Annotated in this window: 12 protein-coding genes; 9 read left to right on the plus strand and 3 right to left on the minus strand. The window is 56.4% G+C overall.

What is annotated here, in order from left to right; all coding sequences use genetic code 11:
- Positions 1-125 precede the first annotated feature (125 nt).
- From EXE45_RS09090 to EXE45_RS09110, 5 genes are read left to right on the plus strand one after another with little or no spacing between them, the layout of a single operon-like run.
- Positions 126-2576 carry a DNA methyltransferase gene (locus EXE45_RS09090; protein ID WP_137694119.1) on the plus strand — a complete coding sequence of 817 codons (2451 nt, stop codon included), beginning with the start codon at positions 126-128 and terminating at the stop codon, positions 2574-2576.
- Complete coding sequence (locus EXE45_RS09095) at positions 2576-3343, plus strand: hypothetical protein (RefSeq protein ID WP_137694120.1); 768 nt, start codon at positions 2576-2578, stop codon at positions 3341-3343. Before EXE45_RS09090 ends, EXE45_RS09095 begins: the two co-directional genes overlap by 1 nt.
- Before the next feature lie 36 nt (positions 3344-3379).
- On the plus strand, positions 3380-3898 hold the full coding sequence (locus EXE45_RS09100; protein ID WP_137694121.1) for a hypothetical protein: 519 nt from the start codon (positions 3380-3382) through the stop codon (positions 3896-3898).
- Positions 3895-7770, plus strand: a complete 3876-nt coding sequence (locus EXE45_RS09105) for a hypothetical protein (protein WP_137694122.1) — start codon at positions 3895-3897, stop codon at positions 7768-7770. Before EXE45_RS09100 ends, EXE45_RS09105 begins: the two co-directional genes overlap by 4 nt.
- Positions 7771-9933, plus strand: coding sequence for a PglZ domain-containing protein (locus EXE45_RS09110; RefSeq protein ID WP_137694123.1), 2163 nt, complete (start codon positions 7771-7773; stop codon positions 9931-9933).
- 7 nt (positions 9934-9940) lie between these two features.
- On the opposite strand, the gene EXE45_RS21830 is transcribed toward EXE45_RS09110, so the two are convergent.
- The gene (locus EXE45_RS21830) at positions 9941-10162 is read right to left on the minus strand and encodes a hypothetical protein (RefSeq protein ID WP_137694124.1); all 222 of its coding nucleotides are present in this window, start codon (positions 10160-10162) and stop codon (positions 9941-9943) included.
- A 188-nt stretch (positions 10163-10350) separates the two neighbouring features.
- On the opposite strand from EXE45_RS21830, the gene EXE45_RS09120 reads away from it, so the two are divergent.
- The gene (locus EXE45_RS09120) at positions 10351-11379 is read left to right on the plus strand and encodes a Cdc6/Cdc18 family protein (protein ID WP_137694125.1); all 1029 of its coding nucleotides are present in this window, start codon (positions 10351-10353) and stop codon (positions 11377-11379) included.
- Positions 11380-11397: 18 nt separating this feature from the next.
- On the opposite strand, the gene EXE45_RS09125 is transcribed toward EXE45_RS09120, so the two are convergent.
- On the minus strand, positions 11398-12084 hold the full coding sequence (locus tag EXE45_RS09125; protein WP_137694126.1) for an SOS response-associated peptidase: 687 nt from the start codon (positions 12082-12084) through the stop codon (positions 11398-11400).
- Positions 12085-12266: 182 nt separating this feature from the next.
- On the opposite strand from EXE45_RS09125, the gene EXE45_RS21280 reads away from it, so the two are divergent.
- The 3 genes from EXE45_RS21280 (at position 12267) to EXE45_RS09145 (ending at position 15244) form a co-directional block, all read left to right on the plus strand.
- Positions 12267-13712 (plus strand): ribonuclease H-like domain-containing protein, encoded by a 1446-nt coding sequence (locus EXE45_RS21280; protein WP_241989451.1) that lies wholly within the window; start codon positions 12267-12269, stop codon positions 13710-13712.
- Between the two features lie 273 nt (positions 13713-13985).
- The gene (locus tag EXE45_RS09140; protein ID WP_369333749.1) at positions 13986-14930 is read left to right on the plus strand and encodes a hypothetical protein; all 945 of its coding nucleotides are present in this window, start codon (positions 13986-13988) and stop codon (positions 14928-14930) included.
- A gap of 2 nt (positions 14931-14932) precedes the next feature.
- Positions 14933-15244 (plus strand): hypothetical protein, encoded by a 312-nt coding sequence (locus tag EXE45_RS09145; RefSeq protein WP_137694127.1) that lies wholly within the window; start codon positions 14933-14935, stop codon positions 15242-15244.
- A 191-nt stretch (positions 15245-15435) separates the two neighbouring features.
- On the opposite strand, the gene EXE45_RS09150 is transcribed toward EXE45_RS09145, so the two are convergent.
- Positions 15436-16494 carry a hypothetical protein gene (locus tag EXE45_RS09150; protein WP_137694128.1) on the minus strand — a complete coding sequence of 353 codons (1059 nt, stop codon included), beginning with the start codon at positions 16492-16494 and terminating at the stop codon, positions 15436-15438.
- Positions 16495-16748 lie beyond the last annotated feature (254 nt).

Raw genomic sequence — 16748 nt, forward strand, 5'->3', positions numbered from 1 at the left:
GTCGGCAAAACGAACTAATGCTTCCGAGTAATTCTAATCACCAGTCAACCCGCTGCGGAAGTACAATACTTAATGTGTTTGCCTCAGATGATGGGAGCAATGCGGACGACAACCCTATTTAAAATATGACAGATTATCAGTCTTCCCTCTCCGGAATTGAAGAAAGTGAGAGTCTTTTTGAAGATTTTGGTGATGACGATCTCACTCCCCTCCTGAACGACGACGATGAGTGGTACCCTACACCACCACAACCTCTCGATAAAGAGGTATCAAGGCGAAATCCTATTGCAGATATGCATATATATTGGAGCAAGAAGCCTTATGAAGCGATTGAGCATTTTGTCGAACAGCTATCAGAGGAGGATGACGTCGTATTAGATGGCTGCTCGGGATCCGGTATGACGGGCGTCGCCTCCATCGCACAGGGGCGAAAATTCATCGGGACAGACCACAGCCCCGCTGCTGTCTTCCTCTCCCAAAACGTTCTCGCGCCGATCACCCCAACTACGTTGAACCAAGCGTATTCTGAACTGGAGTCCGCCGTCAAAGGCCGGATCAACGACCTTTACCGGGTCAGCTGTGAGGACTGTGGGTCACAGGGGACGACGAACTATGTCCGGTGGCGGCACGTCTACGAATGCAAACGATGCGGAAACGACGTTATCGCAACGAAGGACCGGAAAGTCAGCAAGGCGACATATAGTTGTGATTCATGTGGGGCTGACGTAAGCATCGGAGACGATGGGAAACCAATCGATCGTAGGCCGATCGAGATAAGCTATGACTGTTCCTGTGGCTCGGGCCGTGCCAACCAGAAAGAACCCACAGACCGCGATAAACGGTTGATCGAGCAAGCGAACCAGCGTGATATCGACTACTGGACCCCGGACTCGGAACTGAAACTCAATTCCCGGATCGGTGTCACCAACAAACAGACCGTCGCGGATCTCTACACCCCGCGGAACCTCCATGCGATGGCGCTACTGCGAGACGAGATCCAGCGGTTCGATTCGCCGATTCGAGAACTGCTGATGTTCTGCTTCACGAGCATCTGTTTCAACACGACGATCATGTACCAGGATCGTGAAGCCGGCGGGGGTGTGACCAAGGGCACGCTCTATCAGCCGCCACAGTACAAAGAGAACAACGTCTGGAACATTTTCGAGGGGAAAGTCAACTACATCCGACGGGGTCTAGAGGAGAAACAGGATGTCATGGGCAATTTCGACGTCTGGGAAACGGCCCGGGTGTTCCAAGATGATGTCCGGGATCTGTCGCGGTTAGATGAGAGCAGTGTGGACTACATCTTTATCGATCCGCCGTATGGGGATCAAGTTCCGTACAGCGAGATCAACTTGGTCTGGACGGCGTGGCTGGAGGATAGCGAACGGTTCGATGATGAGATCGTGATCACGGACAGCAGTGAACGTGAGGAGAAACAGTCCGAGCATCAGTGGCAGGACGCAATCAGTGAAACTTTCGAGGAACTGTATCGGGTGTTGAAACCTGGGCGGTGGGTGACAGTCACGTTCAATCCGGGGAATATGAGTCTCAACGCCTGGGAGGAATTCAATCGGCGGATTCAGGACGCGGGGTTCCTCCCGTATAACGGCCGGTACGCGTTGGACATCTCGCAGAAGACCTACAAGCAACTCACAGAGAGCAAGGCCCAGAAGAAGGACGTTATTGTCAATTACTACAAGCTGCCGACTGAAGCCGAGGAGGTCGAGTTCGAGACACCGCCGGAAGAAACGCCGCAGAATATTCGCGAACTGGTGGAGACCGCGATTGACAACATCGTCCGCGAAGGGTACCAGGGAGAAGGCGTCTATACCGATCAGGTGTTCCACGCGGTGCTGACGGTGTTGACTGAGAATAACGCGCTGGAGTACCGACCAGATTGGGAGGCGATTCTCGAAGAGAAATACGTCTGCGTCGAGGATCAGATGGGCCGTGACCGGTGGCAGCCGCCAGACACGACGACCGAGATCGACCCGACGCTGAACTACTACAGTGAGGACTTGATTGCCCGGCGTGAGATCGAGCAGTTCCTCGAGGAAGAGGAGGCTGCGACCTACACCGAGATCCAGGAACACCTGGCGGATAACTTGGCGTCCCTGCCGGAGACCTCACTCGGTGATATTCTGGAGGATGCGTTCATCAAGGAATACGATCGCAGTGATCGTGAGCACAAATGGCGGATGCCGGAGACGCCGGAGGAGCGTGCTCGGATCGAGCGACAACGTGAGGGGCAGATGGAGTCACGAATTGATTCCTTCGTGCACACTCTCCGTGAGGACGAGTATATCGATGAGACACCGCCACTCGAGGTGCTGGAGTACGGGACTCGGTACTTGTTGAACGAGGAGCGGCATGCGGACGCGCTTCTGCTGTTCGACTACATTGATATCGACGAGTTGCCGGAGGACATGCGTGATGACGTCCGTCGACGGCAGCGGATCTGCCAGACTCTTGCCGATGAGGACCCGTCAGTCGAGCAGAACACGCAGGAGGATGCTGACGACGACGGCCAGCAACAGAAGCTTGAGGACCTCGAAGACGGTACGGAGAACTAATGAAAGGCAAGGATATCGGTGTCGTATTAGTCGATGAAGCCGTCGACTTTCTGCGACTGGCAAGTGAACGGGAGTTTGCGTCTCTGGATGATCTCAAGGAGTATACAATCGAGGAGTTGTTGCCGCAGAACAGTGAACAGGTCCGGCGGCGGTATGCCTCTCTATTGACGAAGCGGCTGTTCGAGGATGACCCCTACTATGATCCGGACAGTGAGGACGATCTCGATACACCTCTGGTCCGTGCTACGGACCGGTTAGAACAGGAGGCCTTGGAGCTGGTTATCCTCTACCATTACGCACAGTCGAATGAATTGCTGCGGATGACCTTGGTGGAGTTCCTGTTTCCCGCGTCGGAAGAAGAGCGGTTCATGACCGCTCGCGATTTCAACTCTTTCCTGCAGGAACACGATATCGACAATGCGGAACGGACACAGAAGGACCTACTCCGGTGCTTCTCCGAATTCGGGATTTTGGACAAAGAAGAGTCTGGCAAGTATGCGTTCACGGGGCGGCAGTCACTCAATGCGTTCGCCTATGCGATCCACCACGAGCTGGGAGAGCCGCAGATGTACTTTATTGACGACGTACTGGAATCGCTGACTCGCCGTTCATTCCTCCTGCAGAAGCAGACCGTCCACGATATGGTGTATGATGGGTGGCACGCTGAATACTGGGAGTACTCGTTCATCAGCGACATGGAACAGGTCAAGCTGTATGACACGCCTTATGACTTTCCTGAGCGGCTGACAGCTCCTAGTGAGTCATAAACGTTTAGGCAGGGGTCTGCGAACCATTCTGTTATCGTGACACGGTTTGAGACCCGTAGTCTTCGCCTTCCTGAGGTAGCGGACACCCTTCGAGGGTTCGCTGATGAAACGACTGGGAAGGCTATTTGGGTAGTTCTTGCTCCTGCGGAGATGTTAGAAAAGACGCTTGCACAACAATTTGCACATGCCGAAGGCATCCCCGTTGTTAATCTCAATAAGCAGGTCTCTGAGCGGGTTCGTGCCACTGATGACTACGAAACCTGGAAAATGGCAGAAAAGGCGGGGAATCCGGACCCGCTCTCCCGCGCTGTCGCAGACGCGATCGAGGACTGCGTCAGGGAGGACCTCGAGGACAACGATATGATCTTCGTGTCCCACCCTGAGATAGCTCTCCGATACGATGTGGCGCTGTTGCCGACGCTCCAACAGCATGCTCGGAACGATAAGAAGATCGTTGTCTTGGCGGACGGCGATATCGAAAATGAGCACCTGTATATCCACGACGTAGAGGCTGAAACCACCGCGTACACTACGATCATCAACTTAGAAAAATGACCCGCAATAAGGCACTCAAACCCCTCTCGGACATCATCTCGTGTCCGGAGACGATCAATGGCGCAATCGACCTGGAAGATGCAGAGACCGACGCCGAAGAGATCCTTCGGACATTCATCCTCACCGAGGATCTCGAAAAGCACCTTCTCACCGTTCTGAATGACTTGCAAGAGGAACGCGGCGGAACCTACTGGCTACAAGGGGAATTCGGTAGTGGGAAATCGCACGTTCTCGCGACGCTCTACAGCTTGCTGCTCGCGGATGACCAGGACAGTTTCGACCTGCTCGAAAGTGATGCCATCAGTACACTCGGGACCGACATCCACTCCAAAGACGTCCTCGTGGTCCCGTTCAGCTTGGCTGGCGGAGGGGACGCCCAGCTCAGTCTCCACAAGAACATCATCCGCTACACGCAGGATGCGTACCGTGAGGCGACCGGTGATGAACTCCCGGTGAGTGCAGACGAACGCCTCCTAGAGGAGTTCAACAGCAACGATAAAATCCGGAAAGAGAGCTTCTACGACTTCCTCAGCGAGCAGACGGGTGAGGACTGGGACGCCGAGCAGTGGGAGGCGATCGATCAGACGATGTTCGCAGACTCGCTCCGGTCCTGGCTGCACGACTCCGGGTTCAGTCTCGACATCGACGAGGACTTCGAGACCTCATTCACACTCGCCCTCGAACGAGTTCTAGAAGACTTCGACCACGTCGTCTATATCATCGACGAGATCTCGGAGTTCCTCAACCGGCGTGGCGACCAGGGGGCGCGGACCGATGAGGACGTCCTGTTCACGCTGGCGAATCTGAAGGATGACTTCCCCTTGACGATGATCGCTGCCGCACAACAGTCCTATGAGCAGCGGGACCGCGTGAAGGGGCAGCGGGGGAAACTTATCGCGGAGGACCGGTGGCAGAACCTGACGCTCACCCGTACACCGCAGCAGTTCAGTGAGATAGCTGTGCGGCGGACGATTACGGAGCACCGTGATGACCTCGCGATCGAGGAGTACTACGATTACTACGAGGGGCGCTTCACGTGGTTAGATGGCTATACTCACGGGGAGTTCCGCAGCATCTTCCCCTACACTGAGCAGACGCTGGATCTCACCAACAAGGCGAGTGTGTTCGACAATACGAACCGGACAGGGATCATGCTGCTCCATAACGCGGTCAAGCACCACGGGGACGAAGCCTCGCTGATCACCCCAGTCGAGCTGTTTGATGAGCTTGCCGCGGTGTATCCGGATGTCACGACCAACGCGTTGATGACGAATTTCCCGGATTTCTATAATAACTACCAGCAGACGGTCGAAGATTATCTCCCCCGGCTCGACGAAGAAGCGGTCGCCACGGATGTCGTCAAGGTGCTGCTTCTCTATGCGATCACGCGGCAGGGATGCACGGCAGAGGACGTCACGAACGCCTTGATGAACGACGCCGCCGAGAAAGCGTCGCACAACGAGGCTTACTACCAGAGTCTGCTTGAGGAGATTGCGAACACCGTTCCCTTCGTGGTCAACGAGAACGGGAAGTTCCAGTTCCAGAAGGAAGAGGAGATCACGATCGACCAAGACCTTGCGACCGAGGTGGATGGCCTCAGCCGGGACGAAGCCCGCGATGAGTTCCATATGAGCATGCGTGAGTTCGGGCAGTTCTCCACTGTGGGAGATGAAACCTCGGTCGACGTCCTCTGGGAGGAGACGAATACCGAGGTCCGGGGCCTGCTCACGGCGAACGACTTCCGTGACTGGAAGAGCCTGACCGAGCCGGAGGATTTCGATGATCAGCGGTTCTGGGTGTATATTCAGACCCGGCCAGCCGAGGATGTACGGGACGAGGTGGAATATCTGCTGGACGATGAACGGGTATTACTGTGGGTTCCGCGAGACTTGACGGACCGGCAGATTAACAAATTCAAGCAACGCCGGGCGTTGCGCCGGCTCATCGATTCGTATGATGAGAGTGACGACCCGCATGCTGGTGAAAAGTACGAGATGGCTGTCTCGCGGAAGGAGGAACTTGAGGCAGAGCTGGATGACCTCGTCAACAACGCCTACCGGAACGGGACCGTGTTCACCAGCGAACTCGATGATATCGACTTCGCGTTCCAGCCGACGCTCGAGAACACGATCCGGAATATCGTCCAGGAACCGTTGGACCGAGCGTACCCTGAGAACGAGCTGGAATTCCGGGAGAAGACGCCGTGGCGTGACGGTGAAACCAACAAGATCCTCGACGGAATCGTCAAGCACGGCGGGGTGACCAGCCGGCTGAGTTCAAGGTTCGAGAGTGCAGCTCACAACTACGGCCAGGGCTTGAAGATCACCACTCAGGCGAACCCGAACCGGCTGGATCTCTCGGACAACCCCTACACGGAGGAGATCGTCGATATCGTTGAGTCGGATTCGGACCAGCAGGTCCCTGTTGAACGCATCCACAACAAGTTCCGGACGACACCGTACGGTTTGAGCGGCAGAATCATCGCGATCTACATCCTGTCGCTGGTCCAGAAGGGTGAGCTGGAAGCGACGGTTGATTCGGATATCATCGAGGGCGGGGTGGTCACCAGCACGAATATCGAGGATGCGGAATTCACAGGGAATGACCTTGCCAGCGATATCGACGCGGTCCAGATCCCGACCGGGCCGGAGCACTGGGATGATATCGTCACGATTGCGGATACCCTGCTTAGCGAGCGGGTCAGTCGGGACCGGAAGCAGACGACCTATATCGAGGTCTGGAATGACATCGAAGACCGGATTGAGTCGCTTGAGGATGATATTCCGGACCTGATTGACCGGTATGAGCGGGTGTGTTCGAGCGTCGATGTTGACCCGGAGCTAACGGATGAGCTGTCTACGGTCGAGGCTGTGGTGTCGCAGACGTATGCCGAGCAGAGTGCGTCTGCGAATCTGGAGCGGTTATACAACCGGGTGACGATTGAGGCTGATTCGGTGGCTGACTTTGTGTCGGCTGTCGAGACGGTGAGTGACACGGAGTCCTTCCTGAATGACTACGAGTCGGTTGTGAATCGGGCGTCCCAGGCGTTCCGTGACTGGGAGGATGACGATATCGCCGAGGCTGCTGCAGACGTCGAGGACAAACTCGAGTTCCCGGAGGTCGTTGAGAACGATGTCGCGGCCAGTGACCTGAAGTCGGCCGTCGATTCATTCGAGGAGACCTACCAGCAGGTGTACCGCAGCGAGCACATCGACTATAATAACCAGTTGGAAGCGGTCCATGAGGAAATCGATGAGCGGCTGAACTCGGAGGCGTTCACTCGTCTTCGCATCCTCAATCAGTCTGACTACAACTTTGCGACGGACGAACGGGCTGAGGAACTGCGGAAAAAGCTGGAGGCGTTACGGCCGCAGGATCCTTGCCGCCGGTCTGTTTCCGACCAGCTGAAAGGTGGGTCGCTGACGTGTGCCTGTGGCTTTGAGCTGGGGGAGACCTACGAGAAACCGGACTTCAGCCACCTGGAGCCGCGGGAGTACCTGGAACGGGGGGTAACGAGTCTGCAGGAGTTCCTGCCAGACTCGGATGAGGAGACGGAGGTCGAGATTGACTCGAACGCGCTGGAGGCGTTCCTCGACGCTGATGTTGATGATCTGATCTCGAAGACACAGCCCGAGATGCGGACGCTGATCACCGAGATCGACAACATCATCTCCTCGCTAAACACGGTCGTCGAGGACATCACCGTCGGGACCGACGCGTTCGAGGAACCCGTCTCGCGAGACGAACTCTCCCGGAAGACCGATGAGCTAGAGCAGCAGATCGAACGGGAGATCACCACGGTCGAGCAGGAGAACCAGGGCAAGGACGTGCTCGTCCGGATCCACTTCGAAGGAGACGAGTCCTCTGAATAGATGGTTGTCAATATCCCGACCTCAACAGCAGCAGTGGTTGAACGGTGGCTCAACCAGTTCTCGGGCCAGGCCGTGCTGGTCGACGACCGGTATGACATTTTGAAGAACACCAGGGACGAGGTCGAGGTGGACATGCTGACGATCGTCCCGTACAACCACCACGATTTTCTGGAGTTCCGCGCTGAGTACGAGGCTGCACGGGACGCAGACGGAACCGTCGTAGTGGCGCTGAATGAGTATCCGGAACAAGCCGTGAAGGAGGAGCTGGGCGACGTCACGAAGTTAGCTGCACAGTCTGGCTACGACGAGACGTTGTCGCTTACGCCGACCACGCTTATCGACCAGTATGGTGTCGAACTGGATTCGGTGGCAGACCCGTATATTTCGGCGGAGCTGGATGATTTTCTGGCGTTCGTCGACCAGTCGGTGGCTATCGGGTCCTACACACGGAATGAGACACTGGATTTCTTGCTGGAGTACCTGACCGGTGAGCGGTGGCGGACCCCGTTGTCGATGGAAGAGCAGTATATCCGGGCAACTGAAGATGCTGATATTGCCACGGTCTATGAGTGGTGCTTTGGGATTTCCGACCGTGGCGAGAACGACCTCTATGCCCATCTCTTGAATCAGCTTCCGAAGGTTCGGGGATTCGAAGAGGAGCTTCGGGACCGCCAGGACATAACGGATTTCGTGGCCGCGGTGTGGACAATTCAGACGCTGCACGCTGTCGGTCTGCCGCTTGACTTGTTGCAGGCGATCGTCGATAAGCCGCCGGATGTCGGGAATGAACAGCTGGAGGACCTTGCTTCCCGGTTGCGGCCTGCTGCACACAGCGATCAGATTGAACGGACCGAGCGGGTGATTGATACCGACGCGCTGCAGGAGAACCTCGACGGGGTCGATCCTGTGGAGGGGACGAAGGAGTTCGTGTTGCCAAGTGCAGCTCGGTACTTTGAGTCAGAGGTGATTGAGGAGATGTTGGATGAAGGTGAGGTCACGCAGTCCGCCCGGCGGGTGAAGCAGCAGATGGAGGACGCCGGGAACAGCACGGATCGGCTGCAGAGTGCGGTCTCGTATTTCGAGCAGTTAGAGGAGGTGCTGAGCCAGTCGCAGGCGGAGCCGACGAATGCCGGCGACTGGATTGATATCGAGGGACAGTTGACGGATCTCGATTATATCGCTGATGAGCTGGGTATCACCCGGCTTCATGAGAACCAAGAAGATATCCGCCGTCGGGTTGACCGGCTGTTCTGCGATATCGTGGAGGAGCGGTACACGAACTGGGTGAACAGTGAGTCGGTGACCTTGAGCTGGGATATCCTCGACGACTACGTGCTCCCGCTGCTGGAAGAGGACACCACAGTCTACTACGTAGTGTGTGACGGACTTCGGTTCGACCACTGGCAAGGGGTCCGGGATGAACTGTCGGACACGTTCACCGTTGAGGAGGACGGTGGGTATATCTCCTGTCTCCCGACAGCCACGCCCTATGCACGGAATTCCCTGATGTCGGGGCTGTCACCGCGAGAGATCGAGGACGAGTACGGTGTGAAGCTGTACAACCACGGCAACCAGAACGAGAAGGAACTGCTGCGGGACGCGACGGGGCTGCATGGGAATGATTTGAAGTATGTGAACGTGGCTGGAAAGAAGACGAAGTCCGACCGGATCCGGAATATTATGGAGATCGAGGCCCAGTTAAAGACGTTTATTTACCACTTCTCGGACTGGATCACGCACGGCCTCGAGACGGCGAATCTGCGTGGTGACCGGAGCTTCCGCCATATTCCTGTTTCCGTGTTCAAAGATAACTTGGCGGAGCAGCTAAAAGAGATCCCGTCCCGGGAACCGAACTCGGAGGGTCGGATGATCCTGGTCAGTGATCACGGTGCCACGCGGGCGGATGAGAGTGTCAGAGCACCCCAATACGACCCGCAGAAGTCGGGGACGCGGTATGCCCGTGGGAACCGAATGGAAAAAGCGGATGGGTGTAACATCATCTTCAACGATAGCGTGGTTGAGGAGTACCGGCTGCCGCCAGAGGAGTACTTGTTCGCGAAGCATCGGACAATTCTCTCAACGCGGCGCAACGATGACCGGTATGTCCATGGAGGAATTAGCCTGCAGGAGATGGTCACGCCGATCGCGGTACTCTCATGGTGAAATATCGTTATACTGGTCGAAGATCTCTCCAACGTACGTCGACCGTACTCCCGTCATCTAATTTCACTCTGAAAAGATACCCCTCTCGTTCATCCCCAGTTACAGCCCCTACATCGTCTGAAATTACCTCGACAACCGTCCCACAAAGATCGTGAAGTCGTTCATGATCAGGGTCACTCTCATCCGGTATATCGATTCGAACCTTGTCACCAGTACTGAATCGCCGCATACCCTATCTTACTATCTTGGGCCAAGCCAAAACTAAATTCCGGAAATTCCAGAGTACTTGATCTAACAGAACAGTAATCGCTTTACAACGAAGGGAGAGGGTTGATACACATTCCTGTCGGAGATGTTTCCGGAAACAGCCCGGTCACGCTTTTATGATTAGCCTGAAAATCAATCTACCAGATATAGATGATCCGCGATGCTCGCGTCCTCCGCGCCGGGTTCGTCCCTCGGGAAGTTGAGCATCGCGACGCCGAAGTCAACCACCTCTCCAGCGTCCTCGAGCCCATTACAAACGGCGAACCCGCCGACACGGCCATCGTCACCGGGCCCAGCGGCGCCGGCAAGACGTGTATCTCGCAATTCGTCACCGAACGGCTCCGCGAAGAGGTCCTCGACGTCGAGACCACCTACGTCAACTGCTGGCGCAACTACACCCGATTCCGGACGCTCTACCAGATCCTCGACGATCTCGGCGCCACCATCGATATCCACCGGCAGTCGACGCCCCACGACGAACTCGTCGATCGCCTCCAACAACATGACGGCCCGCGAACAGTCGTCATCCTCGACGAGGTCGACCAGCTCGAAGACCCCAGCGTCATCTACGACCTTCACAGCCTCCCACAGTTCGCGATCATCTGCATCGCGAACAAGGAAGAGGAGCTGTTCAGCCGCGTCGACGACCGCCTCGTGAGCCGGCTGCGCTCCAGCGAACACGTCCGGATGGACAAGTACCACGACGAGCAGCTGTACGACATCCTCAGTGCGCGGGCGAAGTGGGGGCTCGATGAGGACGTCATCACCGACGACCAACTCTACCGCATCGCCGACGCGGCCGCCGGCGACGCCCGCCTCGCAATCGGCATCCTCCGAACGGCCGCCGGCAAGGCCGATCGCGAGAACCACGGGCGCATCACCGACGACATTCTCCTGGACGCCGCCGAGGATGCTCGGGCCCAGATCAAGCAGAAGAGCCTCGACTCGCTCACGCCGCACCAGCGCGTCGTCTACGATATCGTTCGCGAGCACGGCCCGGTCGGGCCGAGCGAGATTCACGAGCGCTATTCCGAGGACGTCGATGATCCGCGGACGAAGCGGACTATCCGCACGTACCTCTCGAAGATGGAGCAGTACAACCTCCTCGAGGCGGAAGGGACGAGCCGAGACCGAGAGTACTCGCTCGTCGATTCGGCAGCCGCGTCGCCGATGCAGTGACCGTGACCCCGTCAGCTATCAGGAACTGAACTCGCCGAGGCCCGATTGCTCGTGGTCTAGCGGCTCGATGACCTGGAGATCGTCGTTGCCGGGGTTGTTGACCCGCGTCGAAATCTCGTAGGCGTCCAGATCGTCCTTCGGGTACGGCTGGCACAGTTCCTTGCGGGTGTCCGGGTCTGCGGCGAGCCAGTCAGATTCCGCGTCCTGCGGGAGGACGACCGGCATCCGGTCGTGGATTGAGTTCATCAGGTCGTTCGGCTCCGTCGTGAGAATCGTGACGCACGAGATCGTCTCGTCGTCGCCCTCCCAGACGTCCCAGAGCCCGGCCATCGCGAATGCGGGGTCGTCCTCCCGGTAAATCCGGTAGGGCTGCTTCGACCCGCCGTTCGGCGATTTCCACTCGTAGAACCCTGACGAGGGGACGAGGCAGGGACGTGATTTCCACGCCCGCTCGAAGACGCGTTTCTCGTCGGCAGTCTCGGAGCGAGCGTTGATGATGCCCTCCTCGGGTTCGTCCGCCCAGAACGGAATCAGCCCCCAGTGGTAGGCGTCGATCTCGTCGGAAGCCTCGTTCGTGATGATGTGGAGGTCGTCGCCAGGCGCGATGTTGTATCGGGGGGTGTACCCGCCGTCCGCGACGACCTCGGCGTCGAAGCGAGCCTCGAGGTCGGCCTGGTCGATGAAGAGCGAGTTCCGGCCACACATACCGAGGAGTTCGGAGGGAAGCATCTTCAACGTGGTCGCACAGGAATCTCATCGTTAACCAACAGATTGCCCCAATGAGCCTGAGTTGTTGGTTAACGACAACGGGGCGAAGAATCTCCTAATGCCAAACGGTACACCTAAACAAACGATAGAAGAGGCTACACTAACTACGCTCAACCAAAATGACCCACATTCTCGCTGTATCTGACTGGCGCTCTCAACCCATTGACGATCTCTACACCATTCTCGAAACTGTAGAACCAACTCCAGATCTACTACTGTATGCCGGCGACGACCTCTCACGTTTCAAAAACGCCGATACTGACACAGATCATCTTGCAGAACTTGCTCGCCTCACGAATCACCAACAATCGCTCTATGTCCGAGGAAACGACGACTTCCCCCCGTCAACCGGTCCGCAATTCGATGAGGAATTTACCACCGACCTCCACAGGACACCATACATCTACGAGGATCTCGTGTTCATCGGCCAGGAAGGATCAACCCAGGGACCTGGTCTCATCACCTATACCGAGGACGACGTCCAACGGCACCTTTCCGAACACCGCACCGCTTGTGAAGACAGAACTCCGATTCTTGTCACTCACACTCCTCCCTTCGGCATTCTCGATATCGGGAAGCGATTCGGGCAACAACATATCGGGTCGAAGGCCGTCAGGAGCTTCATAGACGACATCCAGCCCCCAGCTACCGTCTGCGGTCATTGCCATCAATTCGGAGGGAGAGCTGAAATCCTCGAGTACGGCACGGTGATCAACATCGCATCCCACGACGGAGTAGACGACCCAGGAAGGTACGCACTCATCACCATCGACGCCTCGAACGAGTCTATCGAGTACGAGTTCTACGACACTCGCCATCTGCTAGGGAGTCGACTGACTGATCTCGTCCAAGTCGGGCGAAACCGAGTAGAACAGTTCAGTGAGTTAGGGATCACTAGCCCAGATGAGATTACCGAAGAACGGCGTGCCGAACTCGAAGCCCTCCCTGGAGCCTCGTCATGGCACGTGGACCGGTGGATTGCTCATCGACAGGCTTTCGAAAACGATGAGGTCGTGATTCTAAACAAGTCCGCCTTCGACGACCTTCACGATACGGAGCCTCTCCTCTTGGACATAGAAACGGATCTTCAGCAGGATCGGATCTGGCTGGTCGGCACCTACAGTTACCAGAACGATGCGTACCGACAATTCTTCGAGCCGGACGACGAGTCAGCACTTCTTCAGGATCTGTCTGAGTACCTTGATGATCATGGCTCCGAGCCGATCATCTACTACGGAGGGAACTACTTCGACGAACAGTGTCTCAGTCGCAGATTCGACGAACACGGCATTACTGAGGGGATCGACCATCTGGAGCGAGCACACGACCTCGGGATTACTGCCCAACAGGAACTCTTTGGGCCCTTCAATCGGCATAAATTGGACGTCGTAGCGAGCGCACTCGGCTTTGAATATCAAGACCCGACCGTCGACGGGTTTGTGGTCGGGAGCAAGTACACGCGATATCTCCTCGACGGCGAAGAACCAGACTGGGATCGACTCAAACAGTACAATAACGACGATGTAACCGCGCTGAGAACAATCGTCGATCACATCAGATCGTAGGCTCGGGGGATATGCGGGGCCGTCAACAGAATTGCGTGAGGGCGAGATCACCATACGTTCAGGGAGTCTTAACCAACAATCGAGTTGGGATCCTCGGTCTGTTGGTTAATCCGACGATACTGTCTGCCTTCCTCTCTGGAAACGTTCTCGGAAACGGTCGAACGATGGCAGAAATCCGTTGCCTGAGTCCGGTTCTACATACCTTCCAGCCCTTCCCTGAAACGCGGAAGCGCCACGCCGCGGCTTATCGGGAACGTAGACAACTAGTCAAGTATGGGAGAACACACAACGCCGAACCGATTGGCGGTGGACCAGCCGACACGGGGAGCTAACCGCAATCGGTCCCTTGCTGACCAGGCCGATCCGTCTACGGACGAGATGTTGTTGCCGTCACTCGGCGACGGAATCACGCTGCTCGATGTCGAGGGGGGCCGTGGCGTCCCGATCCTGCAGTCGCTCGTACTCGACCATCTCCTCCTGCACGACGGGCCCGCCTTCTGGATCGACGCAAATGGTCACGCGACGACGACGACACTCGCCCAAATCGCCCCTAGTCAACGATTGCTCAACCGAATCCACGTGGCACGCGGATTCACCGCCTACCAGCACTACGGCGCCGTCTGTGGTCTCCCGTCAGCGGTGAATAAGGTAATCCAGTCGTCCACCGCCGGTTCTGGGGCGGCCGGTCGAGGGGAACCAAGTCGTGACGAGGACACGTCGCCCCACACGCCCGCCCTCATCGTCGCGCCGGCCGTCGACGCCCAGTACCGCGCCGACGATACCCTTGGCGAGACTCACGCGAAAACCCTCCAGGCTCAAACTCTCGCTCGGTTGGCAACCTACGCCGAGGGGTACGACATCCCGGTGCTCGTTACGCGAAACGAACGAAACGAATTCACCGAGCCAGTCGCGACGGTCGCCGACCACCACCTGGAGTGTGAGCAAACCCGGATGGGGCCACGGGTCGTCAGCGAGGACTTCGAGACGCTCGTCTATCCCGTCGACGACGGCGCGTACTACCAGACGACGTTCGCGTACTGGCGGCAGCTGCTCGCGGCACGCGCCACGCAGGTCGGCGTGGAACCGACAACGCCGACGCCGTCGACGCCGACTCCGGAGGGCGTCGGAACGGGCGTCACCGCTGACAGTGAAGCGGTGGCGGCCACCACGGATCCCTTGCTCGATGCGTGGACGGCGAGCGGTACAGGAGGCCGATAGCGATGGGGCGTACGAACCCAACCTACCGAGATGCGCTGCGAGCCATCGAAGAGCGCTGGGCAGAGTTCCGGCGGGCACTGCGGCGTCGCGAACAGCCGCGCTTCGACCGGTTGTTCGAGTACGCCCGCGAGCACGCCGACGCGAGCGGGCTGTTGAACCACCAGAATCCGCTGCTGCCGGCGCTGCTCAGCATCGATCTCGAACAAGAAGTCCGCCTAGATGACCACGAGGAACGTCTTGAGAAGCTTGAAGCCGCGGTCAAAAAGAGCGGAGAGGACCACGAGAGGCTGTCTCGCTGCGACGATCACGAATAGGAAGGGCAATAACGATACTTAAACTCCCACTTCATGGTACAGTCGTTCGATCTCATCAAGTGAGAGCTATATCTCCACGATTCCAGAGTTTTGCTAAGGCTAGATCTTTAGATTGAGAGTCGGAATTTCTACTCATAGACATTGAGCGTCCTATTTGAAGAAACACGTCACAACCGATTTTCGTACTGAAATTACCAGCTGACGCTGGCTGTAAGATTCCACGTACTGTTTCGGTTGAAAAGGGGCTTGATGTATGTCGCAGATAATCCCTTGAACTCATACTCCCGGTCCTCAGACAGTCCGTGGTTGTGAGTGAGATCACAGTACAACTCATCGTAATTTGCTAACACCTCAATATGGTGTTCTGCCTCTGATTTGGTCCGATCAGGTCCACTAAGTTCCGATTTGAGATGAGACAGGAGATCATCGTTATTCTGCAATGGATTCTCGATGATAAGCCCGTTAACACTTGGGTCGTCGTAGTTCTCCTCTTCCGTGGTGATTTGTTCGGTAACAACTGGTGTGCTACCTTCTGGTGCGTTGAATCCGGTTCGTGGAAGATCGAACGCCGTGGCATTGAATAGTTCATTAAAGCCAAAAGCGCGAGCCAGACGTTGATAGAGTGCTCCAGTGACGGGAACGCCTTCTGTGATGAACCGGAGTTCGACATTCGAAAGTACTTGTTTGTCACGGGATGATCGGGGAATCTCTGCCCTGATAAGCAAGTACTCGTCTTCGTAGGCAAGGTTGGCAATATAGATGAGGTGTCCATTCTTGTACGTTGGAATTTCCTCATCAGCGAACCTGGCGTGGGCTTCTCGAACAGCCGTGACAAGGTTAGCAGGCCCCCGACCGACGAGTGCCCCACCCAGCTGATGAACGGTGAACCAAGACGTGCTGAGTCTTCCTACGTTGTGGAGTCTTGCCAATCGGTCTGTGAACTCATCGACATCCATATCATCCATCCGTGTTCGGATTTCCATTGAGTTCTCACCGAGGTGGAAAAACGGATGGAACGTTACTGAGTCATTAATGTCCGGTGAGTCCGTTCCTTGCGTTCGAATAAGTCGTGGCCCAAAATCGTTGTAATCGGGACTTGGAAGAGTAACCTCTCCCCGCTGTTCGGGAAGATCGCTGACTCCATTCTCAAGGGTTTCAATATACGCTTCCTCGATTGTTTGGTCGGTCTGCTCTGCGTGCTCCTTGATTCTCCCATGGATGGACCACGGAATGTCAACATTCGGCCTCATATACTAATACCATACTCCAGATACTAAATAAGTCTTTGGTCCGTGTATACTCAGAGTATGGTTTGGTGGATGGAGATGGTGGCCAAGGGCTCTGTTGGCATATAAATGAGATATACGACGATCAAATTCGGTGCTTAACCAACAAATGACGCCAGCACCCGGATCTATTGGTTAATACTTGGCTGTGTTCCCGGAAAGCCATCCGGAAAAGAAAGTGTACGCGCCAAACAAGACCAGATCGGATATTAGAGACG

Origin of the sequence: Halorubrum sp. SP9, assembly GCF_005435015.1 — an archaeon.
Taxonomy (GTDB): Archaea; Halobacteriota; Halobacteria; order Halobacteriales; family Haloferacaceae; genus Halorubrum; species Halorubrum sodomense.